The 25,730-nt window shown below is 66.3% G+C and carries 40 protein-coding genes; 5 read left to right on the top strand and 35 right to left on the bottom strand.

The features are described from left to right. Nucleotides 1–12: 12 nt before the first annotated feature. The 32 genes from DNX69_RS10795 to DNX69_RS10655 all read right to left on the bottom strand — a co-directional run bounded on the left by DNX69_RS10795 (nucleotide 13) and on the right by DNX69_RS10655 (nucleotide 17,834). Nucleotides 13–1,449 (bottom strand): hypothetical protein, encoded by a 1,437-nt coding sequence (locus tag DNX69_RS10795; protein WP_110785954.1) that lies wholly within the window; start codon nucleotides 1,447–1,449, stop codon nucleotides 13–15. Between the two features lie 22 nt (nucleotides 1,450–1,471). After that, nucleotides 1,472–3,076 (bottom strand): terminase large subunit domain-containing protein, encoded by a 1,605-nt coding sequence (locus DNX69_RS10790; protein ID WP_207803136.1) that lies wholly within the window; start codon nucleotides 3,074–3,076, stop codon nucleotides 1,472–1,474. Next, nucleotides 3,073–3,648: a DUF3486 family protein gene (locus tag DNX69_RS10785; protein WP_110785953.1), complete on the bottom strand. Its 576-nt coding sequence runs from the start codon at nucleotides 3,646–3,648 to the stop codon at nucleotides 3,073–3,075. The genes DNX69_RS10790 and DNX69_RS10785 overlap by 4 nt, the downstream gene beginning before the upstream one ends. A 4-nt stretch (nucleotides 3,649–3,652) precedes the next feature. Continuing rightward, the gene (locus tag DNX69_RS10780; protein WP_110785952.1) at nucleotides 3,653–3,964 is read right to left on the bottom strand and encodes an ArsR family transcriptional regulator; all 312 of its coding nucleotides are present in this window, start codon (nucleotides 3,962–3,964) and stop codon (nucleotides 3,653–3,655) included. After that, nucleotides 3,961–4,419, bottom strand: coding sequence for a hypothetical protein (locus DNX69_RS10775; protein ID WP_110785951.1), 459 nt, complete (start codon nucleotides 4,417–4,419; stop codon nucleotides 3,961–3,963). Before DNX69_RS10775 ends, DNX69_RS10780 begins: the two co-directional genes overlap by 4 nt. Continuing rightward, complete coding sequence (locus DNX69_RS10770; protein ID WP_165825229.1) at nucleotides 4,419–4,637, bottom strand: TraR/DksA family transcriptional regulator; 219 nt, start codon at nucleotides 4,635–4,637, stop codon at nucleotides 4,419–4,421. Before DNX69_RS10770 ends, DNX69_RS10775 begins: the two co-directional genes overlap by 1 nt. Further along, nucleotides 4,637–4,816, bottom strand: a complete 180-nt coding sequence (locus tag DNX69_RS10765; protein WP_110786074.1) for a hypothetical protein — start codon at nucleotides 4,814–4,816, stop codon at nucleotides 4,637–4,639. Before DNX69_RS10765 ends, DNX69_RS10770 begins: the two co-directional genes overlap by 1 nt. A 19-nt stretch (nucleotides 4,817–4,835) precedes the next feature. After that, complete coding sequence (locus DNX69_RS10760) at nucleotides 4,836–5,234, bottom strand: hypothetical protein (RefSeq protein ID WP_110785949.1); 399 nt, start codon at nucleotides 5,232–5,234, stop codon at nucleotides 4,836–4,838. Continuing rightward, a complete protein-coding gene (locus tag DNX69_RS10755) occupies nucleotides 5,231–5,434 on the bottom strand; it encodes a hypothetical protein (RefSeq protein ID WP_133256002.1) in 204 nt (67 codons plus the stop codon). The genes DNX69_RS10760 and DNX69_RS10755 overlap by 4 nt, the downstream gene beginning before the upstream one ends. 12 nt (nucleotides 5,435–5,446) lie before the next feature. After that, nucleotides 5,447–6,799 carry a peptidoglycan recognition protein family protein gene (locus DNX69_RS10750; protein WP_110785947.1) on the bottom strand — a complete coding sequence of 451 codons (1,353 nt, stop codon included), beginning with the start codon at nucleotides 6,797–6,799 and terminating at the stop codon, nucleotides 5,447–5,449. Nucleotides 6,800–6,929: 130 nt separating this feature from the next. Continuing rightward, nucleotides 6,930–7,310, bottom strand: a complete 381-nt coding sequence (locus tag DNX69_RS10745) for a hypothetical protein (protein WP_133256001.1) — start codon at nucleotides 7,308–7,310, stop codon at nucleotides 6,930–6,932. Nucleotides 7,311–7,332: 22 nt separating this feature from the next. Next, nucleotides 7,333–7,752 carry a helix-turn-helix domain-containing protein gene (locus tag DNX69_RS10740; RefSeq protein ID WP_110785945.1) on the bottom strand — a complete coding sequence of 140 codons (420 nt, stop codon included), beginning with the start codon at nucleotides 7,750–7,752 and terminating at the stop codon, nucleotides 7,333–7,335. Beyond that, entirely contained in the window at nucleotides 7,749–7,979 is a 231-nt protein-coding gene (locus DNX69_RS10735; protein WP_110785944.1) for a hypothetical protein, read from the bottom strand. Before DNX69_RS10735 ends, DNX69_RS10740 begins: the two co-directional genes overlap by 4 nt. After that, nucleotides 7,976–8,146, bottom strand: a complete 171-nt coding sequence (locus tag DNX69_RS26320; RefSeq protein WP_165825228.1) for a hypothetical protein — start codon at nucleotides 8,144–8,146, stop codon at nucleotides 7,976–7,978. Before DNX69_RS26320 ends, DNX69_RS10735 begins: the two co-directional genes overlap by 4 nt. Nucleotides 8,147–8,149: 3 nt before the next feature. After that, on the bottom strand, nucleotides 8,150–8,758 hold the full coding sequence (locus DNX69_RS26315) for a regulatory protein GemA (RefSeq protein WP_165825227.1): 609 nt from the start codon (nucleotides 8,756–8,758) through the stop codon (nucleotides 8,150–8,152). Next, a complete protein-coding gene (locus DNX69_RS26310) occupies nucleotides 8,755–9,069 on the bottom strand; it encodes a hypothetical protein (protein ID WP_165825226.1) in 315 nt (104 codons plus the stop codon). The genes DNX69_RS26315 and DNX69_RS26310 overlap by 4 nt, the downstream gene beginning before the upstream one ends. After that, nucleotides 9,066–9,497: a hypothetical protein gene (locus tag DNX69_RS26305; protein ID WP_165825225.1), complete on the bottom strand. Its 432-nt coding sequence runs from the start codon at nucleotides 9,495–9,497 to the stop codon at nucleotides 9,066–9,068. The genes DNX69_RS26310 and DNX69_RS26305 overlap by 4 nt, the downstream gene beginning before the upstream one ends. Further along, a complete protein-coding gene (locus DNX69_RS10725) occupies nucleotides 9,494–9,694 on the bottom strand; it encodes a hypothetical protein (RefSeq protein WP_110785943.1) in 201 nt (66 codons plus the stop codon). The genes DNX69_RS26305 and DNX69_RS10725 overlap by 4 nt, the downstream gene beginning before the upstream one ends. 2 nt (nucleotides 9,695–9,696) lie before the next feature. Next, nucleotides 9,697–10,008, bottom strand: a complete 312-nt coding sequence (locus DNX69_RS10720; protein ID WP_110785942.1) for a hypothetical protein — start codon at nucleotides 10,006–10,008, stop codon at nucleotides 9,697–9,699. Between the two features lies 1 nt (nucleotide 10,009). Next, nucleotides 10,010–10,213, bottom strand: a complete 204-nt coding sequence (locus tag DNX69_RS10715) for a hypothetical protein (RefSeq protein ID WP_110785941.1) — start codon at nucleotides 10,211–10,213, stop codon at nucleotides 10,010–10,012. Between the two features lie 4 nt (nucleotides 10,214–10,217). Next, nucleotides 10,218–10,442 carry a hypothetical protein gene (locus tag DNX69_RS10710; protein WP_110785940.1) on the bottom strand — a complete coding sequence of 75 codons (225 nt, stop codon included), beginning with the start codon at nucleotides 10,440–10,442 and terminating at the stop codon, nucleotides 10,218–10,220. 9 nt (nucleotides 10,443–10,451) lie between these two features. After that, complete coding sequence (locus DNX69_RS10705; protein WP_110785939.1) at nucleotides 10,452–11,108, bottom strand: DUF3164 family protein; 657 nt, start codon at nucleotides 11,106–11,108, stop codon at nucleotides 10,452–10,454. Then, on the bottom strand, nucleotides 11,101–11,352 hold the full coding sequence (locus DNX69_RS10700; protein ID WP_133256000.1) for a hypothetical protein: 252 nt from the start codon (nucleotides 11,350–11,352) through the stop codon (nucleotides 11,101–11,103). Before DNX69_RS10700 ends, DNX69_RS10705 begins: the two co-directional genes overlap by 8 nt. Then, entirely contained in the window at nucleotides 11,345–11,968 is a 624-nt protein-coding gene (locus tag DNX69_RS10695) for a helix-turn-helix domain-containing protein (protein WP_110785937.1), read from the bottom strand. Before DNX69_RS10695 ends, DNX69_RS10700 begins: the two co-directional genes overlap by 8 nt. Beyond that, nucleotides 11,965–12,348, bottom strand: a complete 384-nt coding sequence (locus tag DNX69_RS10690) for a transcriptional regulator (protein WP_110785936.1) — start codon at nucleotides 12,346–12,348, stop codon at nucleotides 11,965–11,967. The genes DNX69_RS10695 and DNX69_RS10690 overlap by 4 nt, the downstream gene beginning before the upstream one ends. Continuing rightward, entirely contained in the window at nucleotides 12,345–12,995 is a 651-nt protein-coding gene (locus tag DNX69_RS10685) for a hypothetical protein (protein ID WP_110785935.1), read from the bottom strand. The genes DNX69_RS10690 and DNX69_RS10685 overlap by 4 nt, the downstream gene beginning before the upstream one ends. A gap of 1 nt (nucleotide 12,996) precedes the next feature. Further along, complete coding sequence (locus tag DNX69_RS10680) at nucleotides 12,997–13,764, bottom strand: AAA family ATPase (protein WP_110785934.1); 768 nt, start codon at nucleotides 13,762–13,764, stop codon at nucleotides 12,997–12,999. A gap of 13 nt (nucleotides 13,765–13,777) precedes the next feature. Beyond that, nucleotides 13,778–15,958, bottom strand: a complete 2,181-nt coding sequence (locus tag DNX69_RS10675) for a Mu transposase C-terminal domain-containing protein (protein ID WP_110786072.1) — start codon at nucleotides 15,956–15,958, stop codon at nucleotides 13,778–13,780. After that, complete coding sequence (locus DNX69_RS10670) at nucleotides 15,955–16,407, bottom strand: phage regulatory CII family protein (protein WP_110785933.1); 453 nt, start codon at nucleotides 16,405–16,407, stop codon at nucleotides 15,955–15,957. The genes DNX69_RS10675 and DNX69_RS10670 overlap by 4 nt, the downstream gene beginning before the upstream one ends. 4 nt (nucleotides 16,408–16,411) lie before the next feature. Next, on the bottom strand, nucleotides 16,412–17,230 hold the full coding sequence (locus DNX69_RS10665; protein ID WP_165825224.1) for a ParB N-terminal domain-containing protein: 819 nt from the start codon (nucleotides 17,228–17,230) through the stop codon (nucleotides 16,412–16,414). Between the two features lie 47 nt (nucleotides 17,231–17,277). Next, on the bottom strand, nucleotides 17,278–17,574 hold the full coding sequence (locus DNX69_RS10660; RefSeq protein WP_110785931.1) for a hypothetical protein: 297 nt from the start codon (nucleotides 17,572–17,574) through the stop codon (nucleotides 17,278–17,280). After that, nucleotides 17,571–17,834: a helix-turn-helix domain-containing protein gene (locus DNX69_RS10655; RefSeq protein WP_234826916.1), complete on the bottom strand. Its 264-nt coding sequence runs from the start codon at nucleotides 17,832–17,834 to the stop codon at nucleotides 17,571–17,573. The genes DNX69_RS10660 and DNX69_RS10655 overlap by 4 nt, the downstream gene beginning before the upstream one ends. A gap of 246 nt (nucleotides 17,835–18,080) precedes the next feature. Here DNX69_RS10655 and DNX69_RS10650 point away from each other — a divergent pair, with 246 nt between their 5' ends. Both DNX69_RS10650 and DNX69_RS10645 read left to right on the top strand, forming a co-directional pair. After that, the gene (locus DNX69_RS10650; protein ID WP_133255999.1) at nucleotides 18,081–18,521 is read left to right on the top strand and encodes a hypothetical protein; all 441 of its coding nucleotides are present in this window, start codon (nucleotides 18,081–18,083) and stop codon (nucleotides 18,519–18,521) included. A gap of 88 nt (nucleotides 18,522–18,609) precedes the next feature. Then, the gene (locus tag DNX69_RS10645; RefSeq protein ID WP_133255998.1) at nucleotides 18,610–18,945 is read left to right on the top strand and encodes a hypothetical protein; all 336 of its coding nucleotides are present in this window, start codon (nucleotides 18,610–18,612) and stop codon (nucleotides 18,943–18,945) included. Here the strand turns inward: DNX69_RS10645 and DNX69_RS10640 are convergent, their stop codons facing one another. Both DNX69_RS10640 and DNX69_RS10635 read right to left on the bottom strand, forming a co-directional pair. Continuing rightward, nucleotides 18,946–19,179, bottom strand: a complete 234-nt coding sequence (locus tag DNX69_RS10640) for a hypothetical protein (protein ID WP_110785927.1) — start codon at nucleotides 19,177–19,179, stop codon at nucleotides 18,946–18,948. Nucleotides 19,180–19,342: 163 nt separating this feature from the next. Next, complete coding sequence (locus DNX69_RS10635; RefSeq protein ID WP_110785926.1) at nucleotides 19,343–20,329, bottom strand: NADPH:quinone oxidoreductase family protein; 987 nt, start codon at nucleotides 20,327–20,329, stop codon at nucleotides 19,343–19,345. Between the two features lie 143 nt (nucleotides 20,330–20,472). Here DNX69_RS10635 and DNX69_RS10630 point away from each other — a divergent pair, with 143 nt between their 5' ends. The 3 genes from DNX69_RS10630 to DNX69_RS10620 all read left to right on the top strand — a co-directional run bounded on the left by DNX69_RS10630 (nucleotide 20,473) and on the right by DNX69_RS10620 (nucleotide 24,414). Next, complete coding sequence (locus tag DNX69_RS10630) at nucleotides 20,473–21,540, top strand: AraC family transcriptional regulator (protein ID WP_165825223.1); 1,068 nt, start codon at nucleotides 20,473–20,475, stop codon at nucleotides 21,538–21,540. A gap of 100 nt (nucleotides 21,541–21,640) precedes the next feature. Further along, nucleotides 21,641–23,167, top strand: a complete 1,527-nt coding sequence (locus DNX69_RS10625) for an acyl-CoA synthetase (RefSeq protein ID WP_110785924.1) — start codon at nucleotides 21,641–21,643, stop codon at nucleotides 23,165–23,167. A gap of 35 nt (nucleotides 23,168–23,202) precedes the next feature. Continuing rightward, entirely contained in the window at nucleotides 23,203–24,414 is a 1,212-nt protein-coding gene (locus tag DNX69_RS10620) for an ABC transporter substrate-binding protein (RefSeq protein ID WP_110785923.1), read from the top strand. 75 nt (nucleotides 24,415–24,489) lie between these two features. Here the strand turns inward: DNX69_RS10620 and DNX69_RS10615 are convergent, their stop codons facing one another. Beyond that, a complete protein-coding gene (locus tag DNX69_RS10615) occupies nucleotides 24,490–25,677 on the bottom strand; it encodes an acyl-CoA dehydrogenase family protein (protein ID WP_165825222.1) in 1,188 nt (395 codons plus the stop codon). Between the last annotated feature and the right edge of the window lie 53 nt (nucleotides 25,678–25,730).

The raw sequence follows: 25,730 nt of genomic DNA, 5'->3' as shown, positions 1-25,730 counted from the left end.
GTCATGTGCGCGTCAGACCTTCCGCAGGCTCGCCCGCGACCAGTCGACCGTCGCGGCGAGCGCGCCGGCCGCCGCGACGGCATGGAGGCGATAGATCAGATAGGCCGTCCCGGCGGGCACGGCGAAATCCTCGGTGCGAAAGCAGAGCGGGCCGGACGCGCCGGCCGGCAAATAGCCGGCGCCGGTGTTGACGCCGTCGACCCATGTCCGGATCACCCCGAAGCTGCTGTCCATCGCCAGCATCGTCAGGCTGATCTCGGCGAGCGAGCCGGCCGTGATCGTCCATTCGGCCTCGACCTCGGCGCGCAGCACGTCACCGGCGTCGTACTTGCCGTCGTCGATCTGCTGATACAGCATCTGCTGGACGTTATCGCCGGTGCCCCCGAGCGTCATGCGCGTGCTGGATAGATTGGTGCGGCCGGCCACCGCGACCTTGGACATCGCGAGCGTGGTCGAGGAGCCTCCCTGCACCAGCCAGTTGGTCGGCGTCTCGCCGGTGGGGCCGCCCTGTTCGACGCCGCCGGTGCCGGCCAGCAAGCCATTGACGAGCAGGTTGCCGTGCGGATTCTTGCCGGCGTCGTAGAGGTCTCCGGGCAGCGTATGGCGATCGTCGATCGGGGCTGCGAACTGGTTGATGATCTGCGCATCGGCATAGCCGATCAGCCTTGCCCCGATCACCGACGGATGCAGATCGTCCGACAACATCCCGCCGAGCGCGAGGCCGCTGGCGAAATCGGCGATCAGCAGGTTGATGTTGGCGAAACTCGCCTTGGGGTTCGATCGGCAATACGAGGCCGCGAAGCGCTCCAGCGCGCAGGCCTGGAGGAGATTGTCGCCGCTGAGGATGTAGCCGCCCGATGCGGCGGCGACCGGATGGACGATGCAGAACGTGCCTCTCGCCGTCAGGCCGTCCAGGATTTCCGCGAGCCCTGCGATCAGGTTGGCGGTCGTATCGTGGCCGATGGAATTCCGCAGCGTGTCGACGATGCAGACGTCGAGACCCGCCGCCAGCGCCGCCGGCAAATGCGTGGCGATGATATCGTGCTGTTTCAGGCCGCCGCCGGCGAAGACGTTCGATGCGGGCAGATTGATCCTGCCACCGCAATAGCGCCTGATCCACGACAGATAGCCGTTGTTCGCCCAGCCATTGGCGTGGACCGCGTTGGCGACGAAGCTGTGCCCGATCGCGCCGACATTGAGGACGCCCGACATGCTGCGCACCTGCGGGAGCGCGAGGACGTCGACTCGCCCGGGCGTCATCTGCGCCAGCACTTCCGGCGTGCGGCCGTAAGGCGCGATCCAGCCGGCGCCGAACAGCGCGACGGCGTCCGCGACGTGCGCCACGTCGAGGAGACGATCGTCCCCCAGCGTGTAGGACAGCCCCGACACCGGCCCGGTGATCGGGCCGGGCATCACGCCGGCAGGCGCGCGCAGGATGACAGCGGTCATGCATCACCTCGTGTGTTCCGGCTCACCACAGCGCACGCCCTCCATGAGTCTCGAACAACTGATTGCCGCCGCCGGCGGCGGCCTCGGCGGTGGCCGCCTGATAGGCGTATTCGAACACACCGGCGTCCATCGCGGCGTTGGCCAGCACCAGCGCGATGGCGAAGTCGCCGTGACGCTGGCCGCCATCGGCGCCGGTGGTGTGCGCATCGTCCGGCACCTTGGGCACGCCGCGCACCATCTTGATCTGGCGCATGTCGTCCTTCACGTCGCTGTCCCGCGGGATCGCGACGGTGCGATCCTCGAAGCGCCGTTTGAGCGGCGGCACATTGGCAATGTACCAGGGCTGGCTCGGCATCACGGCCTCGACCGCCAGCGGCCCGTATTTCTGCACGGCATACTCCGCCAGCGCCTGACCGTTGCCGCGTGCATCGTGCTTGGCTCCCCCGAAGCGCGGGAGCCGGTCGGCGACGTAGAACATGATCCGCTCCTGCTCACGGAACGGCACGTTGCGCAGCTCGACCGCGAACGGCGTCCGCCGCACCAGGTCGCGGCCTTCGGCCAGTGGCAGCATCACCGACAAGTCGCCCGACCGCGCGAAGTCGTAGCCGTAGACGTGGCGCAGCCGGCCATCGAGCTGCTTCAACACCGGCTCGACATGCTCCTGCAGCCAGTCGTCCACATAGGAGGCGCGCTCGGCGTCCGGCTTCAGTTCGAAGCCGAGCGGACAGGCGAGCCGCAGGATCGGCGCCTCCGCCGTCATGCAGGCCTCGATCAGCGCGCTGGTGAGATAGACACCCGATCCCTGCGACGGGACGCAGTCCAGCTCTTCGGCCGCACCCGAGCCGTAGAAGGCGCGGATGTCCGCGCGGAATTTCGCCTCGGCCTCGAGCGACCAGGTCTTGCCGGTGACGAGGCAGATGCGCTGATACAAACCCTGTTGCAACGCATCGTCGAAGGTGCAGCGGACGACGCAGCCCGGCCTGCGACCCTCGCGGATCTCGTTGATCAGCGCATTGAATGGATTGTCGACACCGTCGTGGGTCGAGATCACCAGCACCTTGCCGCCCCAGATCAGGAACGCCATGGCCGCCTTCAGCAGTTCCTCTGCATCGTCGTGGAACGCGAACTCGTCGAGGATCACATACCCCTGGCGGCCGCGCAGCGAGCGCGGGCGCGACGACAGGGCCACGATCTCGAAGCCGGACGCGAAGCTGATCCGGAATGCCTGGATGGAGCGATCAGCGCCTTTTTCGTCCTTCTCCTTGAACAGGAACTCGTTGACCTCGCTGCAGGCGGGCGAGAATGCGCGCGCCCACATCGCGCAGGTGTCGATGAACTCCCGCGCCATGTCGAGGTTGTAGCCGATATACAAAACGTCCATCCCGCCGGCGGATTTGCGCGCACCTGCCGTCAGCACCGCGTCGGCGCCGATGCCCCAGGTGGCGCCGATCCGGCGTGATTTGTCGACGACGACGAGCTGCCACATCGCCGTCGCGTCGAGCAGCTCGCGCTGATACGGCAACAGCACGTCCGGCAGCGAGTTGCTCGCCAGCTGCGGCGGCAACTGCGCGAGCTGCTCGCGGCGATGCCGCGCCCAATCTTCCGCCGTGACGAGAAGGTCGCTCACGCCTTCGGCTCCGGCTTGGCGACGCCGAGGATTCGCGCCTTGATCGTCTCGATCGTCTCGGCTGAAAGGCCGCCTTCGCCGGCCACGGCATCGACCGCCTTAGCGGCCTCGGCCTTGGCCTTCTCGGCCGCGCGCTTCTCTATGGTCACGGTGCGGGCGACGTCGTCTTTGCTGGCCTTGCCGAGGTGATCGAGCGCCTTCGCCAGCAGCATCGCTTCCATCGGCGCGAAGGTGACCGGCTCGCCGTCCTCGTCGGAGGTGCGCGACGCGATTTCGAACAGCACGTTGTGCATCAGTTCGATGTTCATCCGCGTAGTCTTGTCGGGATCGCTCTCGCCGAGCCGGCGCACGATGACGTCGGCGACGGCGCGCGATTTGCGGATGCGCTCGGCGACCTCGTCGGCCTTTTTCAGATGGCGGTGCAGCGCCGATCGCGACGGCAGCGCATCGACGTCCAGCTCGCGCAGCTTGGCGATGATCTCGTCGAGCGTGCGGCCCTGGTCGCGCAGCCGGCCGATCCAGTCGCGGACTTCCGGCGGCATCCGGTCGATCGAGGACGGACGCTTGCTCATCGGCTCAATCCTTCGGCGACGGCCGCGCCACCAAGGGATGCGGCCGGCCGTGCGCGACGTCGCGGCCGAACTTGGTCAGCGTCGCGATCGTCATCTTGCGGCCGCCGACCTCCAGCTCGCTTCGCTTGACCAGCCGATGCTGGTCGAGCAGCACGAGATCGGCCTCGACCACGTCGGGATAGACGCGGTGCCGCAGCTCCTGCGCGGCCTTGGTCAGCAGCGGCGCCGACAGTTCGTAGTCGTCCTGCTCGGCTAGCAGCCGCAGCAATACCAAGCGGCGGTCCTTATCGAACACTTCGGCGAGCGTGTCGCTCATGCGGATTTCTCCTGTCTCTCGTTGAGCATGTGTCCGAGGATCATTTCGAGCGTGCGGTCGATCTTGTTGGCGGTCTTTTCAACGCCCTTGATGGTCTCCACCGAGGCTGCGACCTGCGTCTCGACGCGGCTGATCCGGTCGGACAGGTTTTCCATCTCGTTGCGGCCCGGCAGTTGCTTGACGTCGCCTTCCAGCTTCGCCATCCGGTCGCTCATCTCGCGCTCGCTCTTGACGATGCGCTCGACCGTCTTTTTCTCGTTGTCGTCGATCTTGTCGGACAGCGCGTCGACCGAGTCCGTGAGCGCCTTGGTCTGTTTGTCGTACTCTGCCTTGGACGGAAACTGGCCGCGCAGGTACCACAACCCGCCCATTGCCACCGCCGCCAGCGGCACCGACAGAAACCACCAGACATCCTTGATAGTCGAGACGGTGCTCGCCCAACTCCAGCCGTCCATCACCGCCCCCTGTGCACGCGCGCCCAGCGCTCGCGCCTGTCCTGACACTCCACGCACCGGATCGCCGAGGGCATCGCCTCGCGGCGGGCTTCGTCGATCGGCTCCCCGCACACCACGCAATGCGTGGCGCCGGGGCCTTTGCGGCGCGCGGTGGCCCGCGCGATGCATTCGTCTCGCTCGCGCTCTTCGAGCGCCTGCGCTTCGTCGAACTGATCCATCACGGCTGCGGCCCGGCCGCCTTCACGGCCGCATCGCGCCGGCCGTCGCAATCCTTCAGCGCCGCGCGATCACGCCCCCACAGGTTCGTCGTCTCGGCTTCGGTGAGGTCGCGGTCCGGCAGCGCCACCGGGTCCGGGCATTTCTCGGTCGCCGTCGCCGGCACGCTCGGCTGCGTCATCCGCAACAGCACGGTCGGTTCATCGGGCGTGGTTGAGCAGCCGGACACGAGCGCGCCCAAGCCCCCGACGATCGCCACCAGCAAGCGCCGCATTCTTCGCCTCCAGCTCTTTCAACGCGTCTTCACGGCCGCGTTCGGCCGCCTTGATGGACTTGTCCGCCTCGATCGCCGCGCGGGCCTGCGCTGCCTCGGCCTGCGCGACCTTGGCGTTGGCCTCGGCGATCTCGGCGCGCCAATGCGCGTCGCGCTCGGCCTTGGCGGTGGCAGCGGCATCCTCCACCATCGACTGCACGGTGGCGCCGGCACACCAGGCGCCGAGCCCGCCGATCGCGATCAGCGCGCCGATCCCCAAAGCGATCAGCGCGGCCTTGCCGATCGGCCGCGCCGCGAATGTGAGCAGTGCTGCGGCCGAGATCATCGCGCTGCGCTCCCGATGCCGATCAGCATGAGGGCGAGCGCCGAACCCACCCACAGCTCGGCCGTCATCACCGCGTCGAGCTTGTCGAAGCCGGCGCCGTAGGTGTCGCGCACCCATCGCGTCCGCAGCGTGATGATGACCGCCAGAATCACCGCAGCGATGATGCCGACGAACTCCATGATTACAGGGATGCAATCCATCGCGGGCCTCCGTCAGGTGAGCCGGCCGGCGCGATAGGCGTCGACCGTCTCGGCCTCGGCCTGGCGCGACGACCACCAGACGCCGATCGCGATGCCGACGATCGCCAGCGCCCACACCCAGCCCGGCACGGCGGACAGCCAGCCGGTGATCGGCGCGAGTTGCGACCAGACGCTCTGCACGTTGGCGGCAATCCCCTGCAGCACAGCGAAGCCGGCGGACGGCAGGCCGAGCCACCAAGCCAGCGCCTTGGAGCGGCCGGCCTGCTGCACCGCCGGAACGATCTTGCGCAGATCCTTGGGAGTGGCGCGGGCACGCGCGTCGCCGATCTCGCGCGGATCGGCGGAGGCGAGCGCCTTGAGCGTGGCGTCGTCGACATCGGTCGTCGCCGGCAGGCCGTTGCGGCGCTTGAAGGTGACCAGCGCGTCTTCGGTGCGGCCGGCGAAGTCGCCGTCGATATTGCCGACCTCGTAGTAGCCGAGCGCGCGCAGCCGCTGCTGCACGAACTCGACGAGGGCCTTCGGCATCGGGTGCGGCTCGGCCGGCGCGGGAAGATCGGTCGGGTGCGCAATGTCGACGGCGTTGCCGTCGTCGTTGGACACCGACCAAGTCGGCTCCAGCTCCGAGCCTGGACGGGGTGCAAACGCGACCTCGCCGTTGCCTTGTTCGGCAACGGAGTCACGGGTCTCGTCGTCGAGATCGGCGAAGCGCGGCGCAGGCCAAACCCGGCGCCGCACCTCGTCGAGCGGAAACAGCGGATTGGTGTCGACCTTGCGGGCCGGCGCGATCATCCAGTGGGTGACGATCTCGGTAATGGTCGGATAGGCCGCGACCAGCGCACGGCACAACTCGACGACGGCGTCGATCTGTTGCGGCGTATGCTCCAGCCACGCGCCATAATTCGGCTCCATCCGCTTGCCGTCGCCGGTACGAGGCGGAAACTTGCTGTGGCGAACGACCAGCGACGGATCGGCCTTGGTGTCGATCAGATCGACGCCCTTGTAGCGGCCATTGCCGAGGCTGGTGAGCGGCCCGCCGGGATTGACGATCTCGATGCCGATCGACCAGCCATTGAGCTGCTCGCGGCCGCGCCATAAGCTCTGGCCGGCATGCCACGTCTTGATGTTGGTGGCGGCGAGCTGGGTGATCGCGCCGTCGCGGCCGACCACGACATGCGCGCTCGCATTCGGCGATTGCCCCGGGCCGCCGCGCAGCCACGCGATCGAGTCCCGGCCGTGCAGATGCCCGGCGGTGTCGTGCAGCACGATCACCTTGGGAACGATCGGGCCGCCGATGTTTTTCGTTTGCTGGAAACCGACGGCCTTGCCGTCGCGATAGATGCGGTGGGACTTGATTTCGCAGGGCATGGGGCGGTCTCCAGCGCGTGATGACGCGAAGACCGTAGCTGCTCTACTTCCGAGATAAGCCGCTGACAGGTGTCAGCGGCCAACCCCACACATCACGACTCACGACCGAGTGGCCACGCCTGCGGACGAACTATTCGTCCAGGGCAACATCAATGATCTCTTCTCCGAGCCGCCGAAGTTCTTCTGCGGTCAACCGATCGCTCATTGCACCATCCGATAGATCGGTCACGTCGAACGTCCCGTCCCCGTTCGCAGTGATCTCGAAGACACGCGAATCCCGCATCCGCTCCAGCATCGTGGGTTTCGGGGCCGGCCTGGCGGCACGCGCGGCTTCCGGAATGCAGATGTGACGCTCCCAAGCCGACCGAATGGCGGCCGACTTCTTTTCGACCGGATCGGAGGCGGCGAAGATCACCTCGATCGTGGCGCCACATTCACACCCGGCAACATACTTCGTAGCGACGCTAAGTGCGCTGTCGTTCGGCATTTCGGCAATTGGGCGGTACGGCATTCTCGAACCTCTATCGGCGACCCTAAAACAGCTCGCTCTGATTGTCATCCCACCCGCCGCCCTTGCGGGCGCGGGAGCGCGCCCGATAGGCGGTGCGCTCCGTCATGCCGGCGATGCGGGCGGCTTCCGAGGCGGACTTGCCATCGGCCAGAGCCTTTGCCATGCGGCGGCGCGCGGCGGCGACGGCGCCGGCAGGGCCGAGCGGAATCGTCAGATAGGCGCCGCCGAAGCCGCCGCCCGCGGTGCCTTGCCGGAAATGATCGCAGATCTTCTCTGCGGCCTGCCGGCCCACGCAATCGGTCAACCAATGCGACCCGTCCGGAAGATGCGCCGGCACCTGCTTGCGGGTGCCGCCATAGGCGTCCGCGATCTGCAATGCCGCGTCGAGGCCAGCGACCTCGGCGATGGTGGCGAGCAGATCGGGAAGCCACGTGTACGTCACCGCTTCGGCTCCCGCTGCACGGTGACGACGCAATGGTTGGCGACGATGTAGACGAGGCCGCCGGCCACGATCTTGTATTCGTTCTGCTCGATCGCCTCAGCCGCCGCGACGGCGCGGCCGATCGAAAGCGCCACGGCCCGCCGCAGCGCCTCGACATCGACGTCGCCAGCGTGTTCGAGGATCCGCAGCAGCGCGTGATTGGAGACGTTGATGGGGTGCGGGCTCATCGCTTCGTTCCTTGCTCGCGCTGTTGCCGTTCGAACTCTTTCCGCACCGCCGCGGCGAAGCCTTCGCCGCACTCCTCGGCAAGTACCTGAAGCCGCCGCTCACGGTTGTAGTCATTGAGGAGCCGGAGCGACTTCAGGAGATTGTTGATCTTGGCGTTGGCGGACATCGCTCAGTACCTCGTCGAAGTCGCTATCGACGCCAATGCGCGGCGCAGCCTGTCGCCGAGCAATGCGATCAGCTTGTCGAGACCTTCAGCTGTGTCGGCGGGCTCGAAGTAAGCGACCAGCTCATCCAGCGCGACCAAGCGTTTCCGCTGCGCCTCGATCACCGCGCGGCGCACGGCGAGCGGATCGTCGCCGGCCGGCCATTGCACGCCGGCCTCGCGCGACAGCCACAGCTTGAGCGCCTCGACGGCCTTGCGGGCATCAGTGGCGGCGCGCAGCCAACGGGTGCGCTCGATCCCGGTCTGGCGCTCCAGGAAGGCGAGCATCGCCGCATCCGTGCGGTTGTGCACCACGCCGAGGTGCCAGCCGGAGATCCACAGCGCGCGCAGCTTCTTGCCGTAGGGGCCGTCGATATCGGGCTTTGAAGCACCCTTTAAACGGTCGATCACGGCGACGGCTTCGCCCGGCGTCAGGTCGGCGGCGGAGCGCTTTCCGCAGACCGAAAACATCATGTCGCGCCGGCAGTCCTCGTCGATCCCGGCCTGTTTGGCGAGCACGTGGATCTTGGCGATCTGCGGTGCGGAGGCTCTTGCGGCGGTCGATGCGGTTGTCATGGCTGTGCTCCTGTCAGGGCGGCTTTGCTGTTGGTCCATGAACTCGTCGTCTTGCGCAGGATCAGCGCGTCGATCTCGGCCTCGACATCGGCGAGTTGCTTCAGGCGATCGGGGAGCGCCTCGATCGCCGCGAGGTCGCGTTCCATCTGCGCGATCGAGATCTCGACGCTCGGAAGCGGCAGTCCGATCCTGTCCGCGACCCAGCGCGCCATGTGCAGGTCGTGCTCCATGTCGACGCGCAAGCGCGGCAGCATCAGCGTCAGAGCCAGCGCGATCTCGGCGAAGGCGATGCGATCGGTTTGCTCCGTCATGACACCGCCTCGCTGCGACAAGCGGCGAATGCGCGCGCCGCGGCGAGCTTGATCTGCGCCGCGTCGGCGGCGGTGAGGTAGTAGCCAACGCAGTAGCGCGGCTTGATGTCGCCGAATCCCAGCTGCGCCAGCTTCTTGCGCAGGAAATGGATGCGCTGCCTGACGTAGTCATCGCCATTGCGGCGGTCGGTGCGCTCGGCGAAGGCAATGGCCAGTCGCTCCCGACCGACCGCTTCCGGGGCGGCATCGATCAGGACCCCGAGCACGTGGTCCTCGGAGCGCCACAGACCCCATTCATTGGGAAACCGCAGCGACGGCTTCAGCAGCTTGCGGCGCAGATCGAGCACCGTCTCCTGCAGCGCGGCGATCTGCCGGTGCGCCTCGGCGAGCTTGGCCTGGTGATAGGCCTCTGAAACGACTCTGCTCATTGCCGCTCATAGCTCCCTTCGATCTGCACGAAGTTCGTCCGCTGCAGGTCGAGCGTCAGCGCGCCGTGCTGCTGGCGTCGGCGCAGAAGCTCGGTCGCCGCCTCGGCGATCGTCTCGTCGTCGCAGGTGATGCTGATCAGCACGGTGGAGCCGGCGCGGTCGATCGAAGTCGAGGTTTTGAAGCCGTATTTGCGCATGGCTATTCTCCCGCGTCCGGCTCTTGCTCGGCGATGCGCGCGGCATCGACGGCGGCATCGAGGTGGATGCCGTTGAGCACGATGTTGTCGGGCGTCTTGCCGACGAACACGCCGCCCGCGTAGATCGCGTCGACGTCGCGCTCGCGCAGGAAGCGATAGCGCAGCGCGTCGCGCACATAGGCCGAGACGTCGAAGGTCGAGCCGCAGGCGGCCAGCTCGGCTTTCAGATCGAGGATGCGGGTGCGGAATTCTTCGGGCTGCAGCTCATCGACCCGCCGCAGCAGATCGTCGAGGGATTCGGTGATGGTTTGCATCTCAACGTCCTTTGCCGGCGAGGATCGACAGCGTGAGCGCCGCGACCCGTTTGAGGATTTGCCGCTGGCGCTTCGAATGCACGCCGCGGCGGACTTGGCTGATCAGGTCGCGCCGCTCGGCTTCGAGAGCGTCGAGCGGCGTCGGAAGGTCGGGCGGCGGATCGTCGTCGCGTTCGGGTGGCAACGATCGGTCCGCCCAGGGCATGGCGTCAGCTCGTGATGTTCGGCCGGGGCCGAAGATGATCCGCGAACGCCGCGAACCATTCGGGCTCCAGAAACTCGTAGTGCCAGCGCTTCTTTTCAGCGCGCCACCGCCTGCAAACCGCGCCGTGATCAACGAGCGCACGGACGTACCAGATGTGATCACGCGTGTTGCCGTAGGTCTCGTCGAAGATGACGCCGGGCTTGCACCACTCCGGAAGGTCACGGCTCATCGCAGCCTCCTAAGCCGCCGCCAGATCGATGGTGATCGGCTGCCACGGCGCGGTGCAGGACTCGCGCCGATAGAACCGCACATATTGCTTGGAGCCGACGACGCGGATGGCGTCGCCGAGCGCCGCCATGGCGCTGCGCCACTGCTCGTCGTCGATATCGAGCCGCCGCAGCTGAAACAGCGCGGCGCGGTTGATCTGGCCTTCCTTGTCGACCTGGAAGGCGTGCTCGACGAGCGCGCGGATTTCGGTGCGGGCGCCGTCCGACCAGGCGGTGATGCACTCGTCGACCAGCGCCTTCGCCACCTGCAGCTCGGGACCGAAGGCGAGCTGATCGGCAACCTGTACGATGACCTTGAACAGGCCGTCATAGGTGGTGAGCGTGATGTTGCCCTTCTTGCCGCCGACCTTGGCCTGATACTGCTCGGCGATCAGCTCCGAGAAGCTGGCGACGTCGTCGAAGGTGTGGCCGCGGAAGCGGCTGATCTGATCGGACAGATTTTGCGCGTAGCCGATGATCTTGCGCACCGTCTGATCTTCGAGGAGGTGCTGCGGCTTGATCAGATCGAGCGGCACGAGCCGGCCGGAGCCGTCGCGCATGAAGTAACTGCCGGCGATATCGATCGCGCCGGCCGTCTCGGCGGGCGGCGTGGTGGTGGTCTCAGACATGGGTTGCCTCTTCGGTCAGCGGGATGGTTTGGACTTCGGGATTTTCGGGATCGACCGGAGCGCCACAGAACGGGCAGTAGCTCGGAACGACCGTTGCGGGCTTGCCCTTGCCGCGCGGATTGATTTTTTCGGTGGCAATGATGGGGCGAGTGATCAGGCGATTGCCGCTGCGGGAGAAGCCGAACGACAGCCTCGTGTTGCGGCTCCTCAACTCATCATTCGCTTTCGAAAGACAATCACACATGGGCTTCTCCTTGGGGCTCGGTGACGTAGCCGAGCGAGCCGAGCGACTCGGTGATGGCGTTGATGCGGGTGTGAAGGTCGCGCCGCAGCAAAGCGGCCCGATCGGGCTGGTCGACCATCTGGTCGAGGCTGGCGAGCATGTTGAAGGCGTCTTCGGCCAGCTCTTCGAGCGTGACCAGGCGGGCCGCCATGGCGATGATTTGCAGCGTCGAGACGCGGTCGGCTTGCGACGGGTGCTCGCAGATCCGAGCCGCCACGGCAGCGGTGTCGTCGTCGCGGATCAGTTCGGCCAGCTTCGAATTGGCGATGATCTGGATGGCGCGCTTTGCTGCCGCGTAGCGCACGGCGAAGTCTTCGTCCGTGCGGAGCATGCCCTCCGCTCGGAGGACCGCCTTCATGATGGTGGAGTGGTCCCGGTCGCCGAGCATGCGTCCGACCATCGGGAAGCTGGCGCGCGTCAGTTCGCGCCCCAGCAGGCACGCCGCCGCCCGCGCCCGGAAGGTCGCGGCCGTGCGCCGCGACGACCGCAGCTCGGTGATGCTGACACCGAACGCTTCGGCGACCGCGAAGATGATCAGCCGCACCGAAACAAAGCGCTGGGCGACGGGAGCGCTCATGGCTTGCTCCCAATGCGCGAGTGTTCGCAGCCGCCGCGACAGGCGCGATAGAGCCGCGTCCGCACCGACGAGGATGTCGAGAAGCCGACCTTCTGCTCATCCAGGCAACGATCGCGCGCGATCTCGCCGAGGATCGGGCAATCGACAACGGCGCCCATCAGTGCGCCGGCCACGCGCTCCTCGACGAGGTCGAGCCGGCCCTTGTACTTGTTGGCGAGCACCGACGAGACCAGCGAGCCGGTGTAACCGATGCGCTTGCCGGCCGCGACGCCGCTGGTGCGGCCGGCTTCCAGCGCGAGCGCCTCGACCCACGCGGGCAATTCGTCGCCCCACGCGGCGCGGGCGACGTCGATCGGCGAGCGCTTGACGAGCTGGTTCATCCGATCCGCTCCTCGTTCTCGGCGGGCGCGGCGTTGCCGACCACCACCTTGCGGTTCGGATCGAACACGAAATGCGTGCGCAGGATCTGCGGCGCCAGCGGCCCGCTGTTCATGCTCGGCTTCAACCGCCACACCGCCGGGCTGGAATTGCCGCGGCCGATCGCGCAGGCCTTCAGCATCTGCAGGAAGCCGGCATCCGCCAGCCGCTGCAGATAGCTCTTGGCGGTGACCTCGCTGATGATCAGTTCGTCGGTCGAGGCGACCCGCGCCAACTCGCGGAAATCGAACTGCCGCAGCGAGCGCATCGCGCGCCACATGAACAGTTGCGCGGACGGCGGCGCGGCGCTGCCGTCGCGGCGCAGCCGCGGGGCCGTGCTTTGCGGTTTCGTCACGCGGTACAGGTTTGTCGGCGTGCCGCTGCCTTTGGTGGGGCGGCGTCCGGCCAGCGCGATGTAGCCGCCGGTGCGCAGCCGGTGAATGTAGTCGACGAGCGTGTCGACGTTGGCGCGGGCCGCCGCGCCGTCGATATCGGCGATCGACCACGGCCCTTTCTTGTCGAGGTCGCGGATGATCTGCCAGATCGCGTCCTGGCCGGTGGAGACCGGCACCGTCAGCTTCGCGGCGATCAGTGTGGAAGGCTTAGGCATGCTATGCGCTCCGCCGCGAGCCGGAGACGTAGCGCGCGCCCGGCGGCTTGCTGGTGTAGAATTTGGCACCGCCCCAGGCCGCGAGATCGACGCCTTTCAGCCCCTTGTTACGGGCGATCTTCACGGCTTCGTCGAGGTTGGTGCAGATGCGCCGCGCGCGACCGTCGGATTGACGGCAGATCTCCGCCTGGAGGTCGGGCGCGATGGTCACGCCGCGGCAGAGCGCGGCCGCCAGCGCCGCAACGTCATCGAGGTCGCACGGTTCGGCGCCAGTCCAGTCGAGCACGCGGTTGTGGAATCGCTCGTGCACCGCGAGCTTTTCCGGCAGCATCTCTTCACCGATCAGGATCACCGGACAGCCGGCGACGTCACCGATCTCGCGCACGATTTCGAGGAGGCCATTCTTGCGGATCAGCTTGTCGGCCTCGTCGATGATCAGCGGGCGGCGCGGATCGTCGCCGAGCGCCGCCTTCACCTGGTCGGCAAGATCCGCAATCGTCCCCTTGGCGGGCTGGCGCAGCTCGAACAAAACCTCCTGCAGGAACTTCTTCTGCGACCATGTTTCGCCGACCTCGACGCGCACGGCGTTGGTCTTGTTCTGCGCGTAGATGCTGGCCTCGGTCTTGCCGAAGCCGCTCGGGCCGTAGAACACGCCGAAGCCCGGCAGGTGGGCGGATCGGTCGATCAGCCGCATCGCCAGCGTCAGAAATGACGCGACGTTCTTGAGCGGCACCTGCCCACCCTTGACGACGTTGTTAGTTGAGGTCATGTTGTTCTCCTTCTCAGAGTGATTGCTGCCCCGCCGCGTCGGTCCAGGACGCGGCGGGGTTTTTCGTTTCCATCGGGTCGCCGTGCATCAGCGCGCGGGCCTGATACTCGGCACCCGTGCGATAGCTTCCCAACCACATCGCCTCGTCGGCGCTGACGGTCTCGCCGCCACGCATCCGGGCGATCACGTCGAGCGCGCGCTGCCAGCGCTGGTGCGGGGTTTCTTCGGTGCGCAGCGGCACGACGGTGTCTTCGGCGATCAGCCGGGCCTGCATCGCCAACACATCGGCGGACGGCGCCGGCGCCTCGCGCGGCACCATGGCGTCGAGCGCGGCGGCGATGGCGGGCGTGGAGTGGTTCTCCTCGCGCTTCGGCAGCGCGATGACGTTCGGCATGTCGCGGCGCGCGACTTCGAGCATGCGGTCGATCAGCGCCGGGCCGGTGGTCAGCTTCTTGATCTCTTTCTGGATCGGGCGCGTCTTCTCGGCGCGATACTCCGCGGAGAACTCGCGCTTCACACGGAGTAGCTCGGCGGGGTCGACGCCGGCCAGCTCCGGACAGATGCCGTCGCCGACATAGATGCCGCTGTCGGCGTCGAAGGCGATGATGCGGCCGGCGTCGTTCGGATCGTGGCGAACCAGCACGCGATCACCCGGGAATGCGGCGTTGATGACGTAGTGGAAGTTATCGACGCGAACGCCGAACTTGGTGACGGTACGGATGCCGCCGCCTTCGGCGACCGGCATCAGCAACAAATCGAGCGCGCGCGGATCGACGGTGCGGATCGGCTTTCGCGAGGCCGCAGCGGCCAGCATCGGCGAGGTGCCGAGCGCAGCATGCGTGCGCTGTTCGTAGATCACGTCGACCCACTGATCGACAGTGGCCTGCAGCTGCGCGCCGGTCAGCGAGACACCGAAGGTCTCGGCGGTGTCCTCGCCGAGACGGGCGGCGAAGCTCTTGCGGTCCTCGATCCGCTTGCGATCGGCGACGTTGTGACCGACGAAGCCCGGCAGCAGCGTGGCGCAATCGTGCTGGAACGTCTTGATGACCCGTTCAACGTGGCCTTTTTGCTGCGGCGAATAGGCGTCCGACAGCTGCATCTCGATCCCGAGGCTGGCGAACAGCCGCTTGGTATCCTGCGCGACGAAGTCGGAGCCGTTGTCGGTTTTGATCGTTTCCGGCGCGCCCCAGGCGGTGATCGCCTTGCGGATCAGCAGCGCGACCGCGGAGGCCCGCGGCGTGCGGGACACGTACAGCCTGGTGCGGCGGGTCGCGATGTCGATCGCCGCATAGATCGAGTGGCGGCCATCGACGCACAGCGCGTCGACCGGCGAGGCGTCGATCATCCACAGCGTGTTCGGTTCTTGGACCCAGCGATAGGTGCCGACGCCCGAAGGCGCCATGGTCGAGCGATAGCGATCGGGATTCGACAGCTTGGTGAGCGTGACGGCCTCGTCCTTCTTGAGCCGCGCGACCGCATGCTGGATGGTCCGCACCGGCGGCACCTCGACCATCTGGCCATCGGCCATCATCAGCTGGTCGCCGAACTCGGAGCGGATCAGCGTGCGCAGGTGCTGCGCCGACAGATGCGGATTGTGGGCGATCAGCGCCAGCAGATAGGTCCGCACCCGGCCGCCGCAGGCGACGTCGAGCACGCCCTTGCCCTTGCGGGCCGCGGCGCGATCGACCGCGAGGCGATCGGTGCGGCCGGATTTCCGCGCAGCACACCAGCGCGCCAGCGAGCGCGGAGACAGCGTCGGGATGATCTCGCGGATCCACGCGTCGATGATCAGCGTGCCGCCGTTGTACGCATCGACGAAAATCTTGCTGCGCGACGCGTTGCCGAGGCGCTGGCCGCGGCCGAACGCCTGGAAGGCGGCGACGACGGCGAGCCGCGCATCGCGCTCGCGAGCGGCGCGGTCGCTGATCGCAGTCGCGGGGGTTTCGATCGGCAGCGGGGCCGGCTCCGGCGCTTCGATCGCACGGTGGCGGCGTTCGAAGGCGATGCGGGCCGACGTCGGCAGCAGGCAGACGTTGTATTCGACGCCGCCACCGCGGCCGGCGCGCCGCCGCACATAAGCGAGGCTCTCGTTCCAGCCCTCACGCTGCGCAAATAGCTGGACGCCGCGCTCGGTGTCCGGCAGGCCCGCCAGAGAGGCGTCCGCGAGTTCGCGCGCCGTGCACCACTCCTTCATCGCGACGCCCTCCATTGGGCATCGGCGGCCTGTTCTTCGCGCTCCAGCTTTTCTTTCATCTCGCGGGCGCGCTCGCGCTTCAGCAGCGCCTCGTACTTCGTCGGCACCGCGATCAATCCGAGATCGTTCAGCAGCGCGTTGAACAGGCGCTCATCGCCGGTGGCGCTGTAGAGCGCGGCGAGGCGATGCGCCGGGATCGCGTGCGGCTTCTCGGGCGACGCATACGCGTCCAGCGTCGCCTTCGAGATCGTCTCGCCGAGCTGTTCGGACATCTCGGCGGCAACCTCGTCGCGCTTGAAGCCGTCGAGCGCCGCCGCGATCGCCCGCGCCAGCCGCCGCGCCGCGCTCCACGCCTTGATCTCCTCGGCCTCGAACCTGCGCACAACCGGCGTCGGCTCGTACTCGCGGAAGAGATCAATCGTGGCGGTGTCGCGGCGGCGGGGTGCCATGGCGTCAGGCCTTCTTGCTCTTCATCCAGGCGCGGATCGCATCGTCATGCGCATCGAAGAACGCGAACTGCTCGGTCTGCTTGAGCTTCGAGAAGGTGTTGGAGATCTTCTCCCAGGCCGCCGCGCGATCCGGCGGCGGCGTCTTGTCGATCGACGCGACGGCGTCGGCGACGCCATCAATGCCGCTCTCGGGATCGAGCAGCAGCTTGACGATCTTGCGTTGCTTCCAGAGCGGCTCGCGGGCGAGAGCGATTAGCTCGCCCTGGCTGTCTGCGATCGGCAGCAGCGCGATCTGGCTGCGGATTTCGTCGGGGATGGCGACAGCGATCGCAACCGCCGTCCGCACAGCACGATCCGAGATGCCGAGCACCTTCGCCGCGGTCGCCGAAAAGCTGGCGGCGAAAATTGCGGAAGCATCTTCCGGAATTTCCCCGGCGGCCGGCCGGCCGCGCTTCGGCAGCGGATTTGTGGCCTCGTAGATGTCCTTCCAGGCACTGATAGCGACGCACCGCTCCAACTCGGTGAGCCCGACCCGATAGAAGTTCTCCTTGATCTCCCGCATGCGGCAGGCCGCGGCATCCGCACCCGAGATATCAAGCACATCGGCCCAAATCTGCGTGCAGCCCGCCTTCACATGGCCGCCGAGTCGGTGCGAGCCGACGACGAGCCGATACTTGCCGTTCGGCTTGGTAGCAACCTCGATCGGCGGCAGCTTCTCGCCGGCCTTGATCTGCTCGGCAAATGCATCAGTCCACTCGGGGCGGTTGATGCGGAGGCGCCCGGAGGCGTCGATGTCGACGATGTCGATGAATTTGAGGGTCATTTCAGCCGGCTTTTGAAGGGTTGGTAAAATGCGGCGGATGCGGGCTGTCAGACCCGGCATCCGCCGTCAGTCACGGGAGGAAACGCGGGCTGCCGCCCGCTGCTCACCACTCGCCGCAGGTGACGCGGTTCACCAGCGCCGGACGCAACACCGGTCGGGCTTGGCTGAACGGAAGAAATCGGGGCGTAGCGATCGAGCACCGCCTCGCGATCGGCGGCGGCCAGATGCCGGCTGCCGCGCCAGAGCGCGATCAGCGCGGCATCGCGCTCGGCCTGCGTCAGCGGCGCCGGGCGCACGCGCGGAAAGTCAACGAACGGCCAGGCCTTGGACAGATCGGGGGTCATGCCGCCTCTCCGATGTCCGAATTCCCCTGCCGCTTTAGACTGGCGGCGGCGCGGCGCTCGGCAATAGTCTTGCGCTTGGGAGTTCCATGGCGATCCGGCCACAGCTCCTCCAGTGGGACACCGAGAAACGCAGCGATTACCTTCTCGCCGCGGGTGTTGCGCCGGCACAGCGCGAGGCGACACGCCGCCTCGTCGATCCCCGCGTCGATCGCGAGCCCGGTGAGGGTCTCGCCGCGACGATGGATCTCGGCCTTGATCAAGTGCCTGTCCCACTTCGGACGTTGCATGCTAGTCTCCGGATGAGCCGGCCCCTGCCAGGGCCGGCTTTGTTCGACCTCGAAACGTAACCACTAACGTTCACTCAAAATGTCCACTTTTGTCGATTCGCACAACCTCAAAAGTGGAGTTTTGGACGATTGAGCACTGGTAAAATGGGTGATGGTGAATCGGAACCGAATGGCCCGGGAGCGCACTGGACGCCGGAATGGGGCGAGCGATTCCGACAGGTGCTGAAGCGAGTCGGCGGGCTCAAAGGCGCGTCCGAGCTGATCGATACGAAGGCCGAACAGATCGCGAAGTGGCGCGACGGAAGGACCCGGCCACCGTTTTTCGCGCTGATGACGCTGGTCTCTGCCGCCAAGCTGGATTTGAACTGGCTGGCGACCGGCGATGCGCCGCCGCGGCGCGCCGCGGCGGTCCCCGCCGACATCGACGACGAGCTGTTCGGCCGCGTCTTCGAAGCGGTGCAGCGGCTTTACAAAGATGAACGGGTGTCGTTGCCGCCGATCAACCTCGGCCGGATTGCGGCCCGCAAATATGGCGAGATTTCCGCCGCCACCGCCGATCCGGTCGAGCGCGGTGTCATGATCAAGTTGATCGTCGAGCAGTTACGTGCAGAAATTCGGGCGGCGCAGGCCGCGCCAGGCACCGGCAAAGCCTCGGCTTGATGGTGGTGCGGATATTGCCGCTTAAGGGACCGTTTCTCGTATCAGCGGCATCTCATAGCAATTACCCGTTAGGCGATTGGTGGTCGGAATGGCCCTTTTTGGATGGCGATTTTTGGTGCTGGCGGCTGCTTTTGCCCAACTGACGGGCTGCGGACCGGGGGATGCGGACCCGCTCAAGGCGACCGTTTCGATCAATCGCGAGGTCCTGATGGTCCGCAACAACACGGGCGTGCCGCTGACGAACTGCAACATCCTGGTCAACAGCCGCTTTAAGGTGAAGTGGGTCGATATCCCGGCGTCCGGACGCGAATTCCGCTGGCCCGAATTCATGACAGCGAACGACGTTCGCTTCGATCCGAGCCTTGACCGCGCAACACGGGTGCACATTCTCTGCCGCGAAGGCGACGTCGCGCTGGTCGAGTGATCACCGTTTTCGGAGTTCGGCAAGCAGTGTGCGGCGCGGGGCGCGCACGAAGGCGCTGAAATGCAACGGGAAATCGCGTTTTCCGGCGACTTTGGCGAACTCCGAAACCGCTTCGGAGTTTAGACCGGCCCATCGTTGATTTATCGGGGTTTTCGGAAAGTAGCGGCCGGCGCCGCCGGGGCAGAACTGCCATTTGATCTTGCGCGCCCGCCGGTCGAGAGCAGAGGTCGCCACGCCGCCTAAGGCGTTGCGATTCCCGCGATATCCCGGATTTTCCCGGCTAATCCCGCCTCAACAGCCCCGTGCCATGTGATCTTGCGCGTTACATCTGCTGGCCGCATGGCCTATGGCGTGTCGGATCCCCTTGCTGCAATCGGATAAAGTTCAGCCGCGCGTTTCACATCACCACCACCACTTTACCGACGGCGCTGCGATCGGCGAGGCGCTGGATCGCACGCCCGCCTTCGGCGAGCGCGAATTCTGCGGTGATGCCGGACGACAGCCGGCCTTCGGCGTACCAGCGTTCGAGCTGCCGCTTGTTGTTGCGGAGCGCCGCCGTCTGGGTCAGCGTGAAGGTCCGCCAATTGACGCCGAGCACGTCGCAGTTCTTCAGCAGCGGGAGATTGAGCGGCAGCGACGGAATGCCGGCGGTGAAGCCGAGCACGACGTAGCGGCCGCCATCGGCGACGCAGCGAATCGCCGGGTCCGTCAGCCAGCCGCCGACCGGATCGATCACCACGTCGGCTCCGCCGCCGACCGCCTCCTTGAAGCGCTGGCCGACCGCTTTGCGGTCCTGCGGGGCTTCGGCCGGATACAGCACGCCGTCCGCGGCGCCGTGCGAGCGGGCGAAGTCCAGCTTCTTTTCGGAGGAGGCCGCGGCGATCACCCGGGCGCCAAGATTGCGCGCCACCTGGACGGCGGCGATGCCGACGCCACCTCCGGCACCGAGGATCAGCGCGGTTTCGCCCGGCTGTAACCCTGCGCGGTTGCGCAGCGCGTACAGCGCGGTCTCGAAGGTGAACTGCATCACCGCGGCGTCGACGAACGACATCCCGTCCGATATCGGTGCGCAGCGCCCGACATCGACCGCGACCGCTTCTGCCATGCCGCCGGTACCGATCCGCGCCGCGACGCGGTCGCCGACTGCGAATTCGCCGACCTCCGGCCCGACCGACGTCACCACGCCGGCAATCTCGGCGCCCGGCGCGAACGGCCGCGCGGTCTTGACCTGGTACAGGTCCTGGATGGTCAACAGATCCGGATAGTTGACACCACACGCCTTCACCGCGACCACCACCTGGCGGGGGCCCGCGACCGGTTCGGCGACGTCGAGCAGTTTCAGGCTGTCCGGACCTCCCGGCTCGCAACTCAGCAACGCGCGCATGACATTCCGTCTCCCTGATCGGTCGTCACGCCGGCATGGATTTCCGCGGTCGGTGAGGCAATGGCCGGATCGCCCGTTTGCATTGGCCGACCGTTCCAGTTCGGCGCTGGCGGCCGTGCGGACGGGTCGCTAACATGCCGGCCATGCCGCACATTGCCAAACGCCCGCGCCGAACCTCTCGTGGCGCCACATCCCGCTCTGCGATCGATACCGGCTATGTCGGGCTGATCCTCAGCGGGGTGCGCGAGGCGGAATACGATATCGACAAATTGCTGGCGCGCGCCGGGATCGCCGCTGACCAGCTCGAGGAGCCGGGCGCGCGGCTGCCGCAGGAGCAATTCGCGCGGATGATCGCCACCCTGACACGGGTGACGCGCGACGAAATGTGGCTGCTCGGCAGCCGCCCGATCAAGCCGGGCACGTTCCGGATGATGTGCCGGCTGCTGATCCACTGCGCCAATCTGCGCGAGGCGATCCGGATCGGCTGCCAATTCTATCATCTGGCGGTCGACGATTTCGTGGTACGGCTCGCCGAAGGCGAGCATGACGCCTCGGTCTACGTCTCCGATACCATCGAGCAGCCCAAGCGCCGCCGCATGGTGAACGGCGCGATCCTGATGTTCACCTACGGCCTGATGTGCTGGCTAGTCGGGCGCCGGCTGCCGCTGATCACGGTGCACTACGTGTTCCCGGAGGAGGCGTTCAGCTCCGAACTCGAGCCGGTGTATCAGGCGCCGATGCTGTTCGATCAGCCGCGCACCGAGATCCGGTTCGACGCCGAACTGCTCGATTTGCCGATCATGCCCGATGAACAGCGGCTGCGGCGGTTTCTCGCCTCGATGCCGAGCGCGCTGCTGGTGCGCTATCGTGACGACGCCAGCGTCGCCGAACGCGTTCGCGGCATTCTGCGCCGCAACCTGAATCGGCCGCTGTCGCTGGAGGACGTCGCCGCCATGCTGGCGATGTCGCCGCAGACGCTGCGGCGTCGCTTGCTCGACGAACAGCAGGTCGGGTTTCAGGAAATCAAGGACCAGGTGCGACGCGATGTGGCTACCCACATGCTGAAGAAGTCGCGGCTGTCGCTGGAGGAGATCGCGCTGTCGCTCGGCTTTTCCGAACTCAGCACCTTCCACCGCGCGTTCCGGCGTTGGACCGGCCTGACGCCGGGCGAGTTTCGCGACCGCGCCGGGCAGACCTCCGGTACGGCGTAGGATTCCGCCAACCGAAATGGCACGCGCGGTCATTCAGCCGATCAGCGTTTGACCGGATACTCCCTGCAACTGGCCCATCAGAGCCGCCAACGGGGAAGAGATGCCGATTCTAAGACAATGGGCCGAGCGCCATCCCGACAAGATTGCCGCTCGCATCGCGTTTGGTGACGACAGCATCAGCTATCGGGACCTTGACCGCCGCGCCAACGCGGTCACTCAGCTGTTGATGTGGATGGGGTTGTCGGCCGGTGACGGCATTGCCGTGCTGCTCGACAACGATCTGCGCTATTTCGAACTGCTCTGGGGTGCGCGGCGCCATGGCGTGTACTACACGCCGGTGTCGACGCATCTGAAGCCGGAGGAGGCGGCCTACATCGTCCGTGACAGCGGCGCCAAGCTGCTGTTCGTCGGCTCGCGCTTCGGTGAGGTGATGCGCGCGCTCGCCGCCGACAATCCGCACAGCTGCACCATCATTGTGATCGGCGATGACGTCGAGGGCGGGCTCGACTACGCCCACGAATTGGCGCGGTTCGATCGGATGATCGAGATCCCGGACGGGCCGGTCGGCAAGGATTTCTTCTATTCGTCCGGCACCACCGGCAAGCCGAAGGGCATCAAGCAGCCGCTGTTTGCCAATCTGCGCCAGGCTCAGGCCTCCGGCGATTGGGTGCGGGAGAATTTCGGCTTCGACGACGACACCGTGTATCTGTCGCCGGCGCCGCTGTATCACGGCGCGCCGCTGCGCTTCACCATGCGGACGCTGGAGAGCGGTGGAACCGCGGTGGTGATGACGAAATTCGTCGCCGAGCAGGCGCTGGCGGCGATCGAACGCTATCGCATCACCCACAGCCAGTGGGTCCCTACCATGCTGTTCCGGTTGCTGGCGCTGCCGGACGAGATCCGCGCCAGCTACGACCTGTCGTCGCACGCCTGCGCCATCCACGCCGCGGCGCCGTGCCCGCCGGAATTGAAGGAGCGGATGATCGCCTGGTGGGGGCCGATCGTGTGGGAATACTACGCCGGCTCCGAGCGTAACGGCGCCACCTGCATTTCCAGCGCCGATTGGCTGAGCCATCGCGGTTCGGTCGGGCGGGCCTGCGTCGGCACCATCCACATTCTCGATGAGGATCACAACGAACTCGGGCCCGGCGAGATTGGCGACGTGTATTTCGACGGACCGAGCTTCGTCTATCACAACGATCCGGACAAGACGGCGCGGTCGCGCAACGCGCTCGGCTGGTCGACGATCGGCGACGTCGGCTATCTCGACCAGGACGGTTTCCTGTATCTGACCGATCGCCGCTCGCACATGATCATCTCCGGCGGCGTCAACATCTATCCGGCCGAGATCGAGAACTGCCTCGCGCTGCATCCGCTGGTCGCGGACGTCGCGGTGTTCGGGATTCCGAACCTCGAGTACGGCGAGGAGGTCAAAGCGGTGATCCAGCTCAAGGATCCGTCGCTGGCGACGCCCGGACTGGCGCAGGAGTTGATGGCGTTCTGCCGCGAACAGCTCTCCCATGTGAAGTGCCCGCGGTCGATCGACTTCGAAGCCAAACTGCCTCGCCAGGAGAACGGCAAGCTGTTCAAGCACGTGCTGAAGCGGCGCTATCTGCAACCCGCCTGAATCGATCCTTCTTCCACCAGCGACAGGACAACACCATGAACAAGCTGATTGCAGCGGCATGCGCCGCCGCATGCGTCGCCGTGTCCGCGGCTGCGCACGCCGACACCAAGAACTACGGACCCGGCGTCACCGACACCGAGGTGAAGATCGGCCAGACCATGCCGTACAGCGGTCCGGCGTCGAGCTTCGCGGCGATCGGCCGGGCGATGACGGCGTATTTCGAGAAGCTGAACGCTGAAGGCGGCGTCAACGGCCGCAAGATCAACCTGATCTCGCTCGACGACGGCTACAGCCCATCCAAGGCGGTCGAGCAGACCCGCCGGCTGGTCGAGAGCGACGAGGTGCTGGCGATCGTCGGCACCTTCGGATCGCCGACCAATTTCGCGATCCAGAAGTATCTCAACGTCAAGAAGGTGCCGGGCCTGTTCCTCGGCACCGGCGCCAATCGCGTATCGGAGCCGAAGACCTATCCGTGGTCGATGGGCTGGCAGCCGAACAACCACGCCAAGGGCGTGATCTACGCCAAATATCTGCTGAAGGAGCGGCCGACCGCCAAGGTCGCCGTGCTGTATCAGAACGACGATTTCGGCCGCGACTATGCCAAGGGGTTTCGCGACGGTCTCGGTGACAAGGCCGACTCCATGATCCTCAAGGAGCTCAGCTACGAGGTCACCGAGCCGACGGTGGATTCGCAGATCCTGCTGCTGAAGTCGACCGGCGCCGACGTGTTCCTGAACATCTCGACGCCGAAGTTCTCGGCGCAGGCGATCAAGAAGATGACCGAGACGAAATGGCAGGCGCTGCATCTGCTGAGCGATGCCGCCGGCTCGATCTCCAGCACGCTGGTGCCGGCGGGCCTGGAGAATTCCAAGGGCGTCATCACGGTCGCGTTCCGCAAGGACCCGAACGACCCGGTCTGGGCCAACGATCCCGGCATGAAGCAGTACCTCGACTTCATGAAGCAATACATGCCGAACGCCGATCCTTCCGAGACCTACTACGTGTTCGGCTATGCCACGGCTCAGACCTTCGAGCATGTCTTGAGGGCGTGCGGCGACAATCTGACCCGTGAGAACCTGATGAAGCAGGCCGCCAGCATCAAGGATCTGGAACTGCCGATCCTACTTCCCGGCATCAAGCTCAACACCAGCGCCACCCACTACACCCCGATGAGCCAGGAGCAGTTGATGCAGTTCGACGGGACGAGGTGGAAGCCGATCGGCACCGTGATCGACGCCGAAAAGTAGGACGAAGCGAGTCCACGAAAGACAACGCCCGGCGCGAGCCGGGCGTTCTTGCGTTCACGGGAGCGACGGTCGTGATCAGCCGGCCATGCTGGCGCGCAGCACCTCGCGGGCGATCGTCATCTTCATCACCTCGGTGGTGCCTTCGGCGACCTGGGCGATCCGGCTCTGGAAATAGAGCTGGCCGAACCGGCTTTCCTGCAGCACGCCGAGCCCGCCATGGATCTGGATGGCGCGGTCAATCACGCGGCAGGCGGCGAGCGGGGCGAAGCACTTCACCATCGCGGCTTCCTTGCGGGCGTCGAGGCCCTGATCCAGCATCCAGGCGGTCTTGTAGACCATCAGCCGAGACTGCTCGAGGTCCATCTCCGATTCAGCGAGCATCCACTGGATCGCCTGGCGTTCCGACAGCGGCTTGCCGAAGGTTTCGCGCTGGCGCGCGCGCTTGGCGGCCTGATCCTGCGCCCAGCGCGCGGTGCCGGTGAGCCGGGCCCCGATCACGGTGCGGTTGCGGTTGAGTTGGTCCATCATGTAGCGGAAGCCCATGCCTTCGGCACCGAGCATGTTCTTGGCCGGGACGACGCAGTCCTTGTACTGATAGTCGCAGCTGCGGCCGAGATAAGTTCCCGGAGCCATCGTGGTGTATTCCTTCAGCACCGAGACGCCGGGATTCGGATAATCCACCAGGAACAGGCTGATGCCTTCGTAGCCGCGGCCGGGATCGGTGACGGCGTAGCACAGCAGATATTTCGGCGTGATCCCGGGATGGTTCGGCGGCGGGGCCCAGCGCTTGAGGCCGTTGATGACGTAGTTGTCGCCGTCGCGCGCTGCGGTGGTCTCGATCCCAGCGGCATCCGAGCCGGCGCCGGGTTCGGAAATGTTGATGTGATAGAACTTGTCCTCTTTCAGGATCGGGTAGAGGTAGGCCTCCTTCTGCCATTCAGGCGCGACGTAGAGCGCCGGATGCGGATCGAGGAATCCCGACCATGTCGTCAGCAGGCCGTGCATCACCGGAGATTTGACGATCTCTTCGTACACGAGGCATTTGGCCATGGTGCCGAGGCCCTGACCGCCGGCATCTTTCGGGACGGCTAGGCCGCGAAAGCCGTATTCGCGGAACTTGCGCACCACGTCCATGAAGACGTCATGCGGGACCGCGTAGTCGTCGATGCCCCATGTGTCTTCGAGCGGTCTGCAGACCTCCTCGACGAAGGCGGCAGCGCGCCCCTTGATGTCGCGTTGCTCCTTGGAAAGTTCAAAATCCACGTGTGATCTCCAGCCGGTTCGAAACGGCCGACGGTAGATCGCGCGCAGGGCCG

Source organism: Rhodopseudomonas palustris (genome assembly GCF_003226555.1).
GTDB classification, from domain to species: domain Bacteria; phylum Pseudomonadota; class Alphaproteobacteria; order Rhizobiales; family Xanthobacteraceae; genus Rhodopseudomonas; species Rhodopseudomonas palustris_I.
This window is presented reverse-complemented; position numbering and strand designations above follow the sequence as displayed.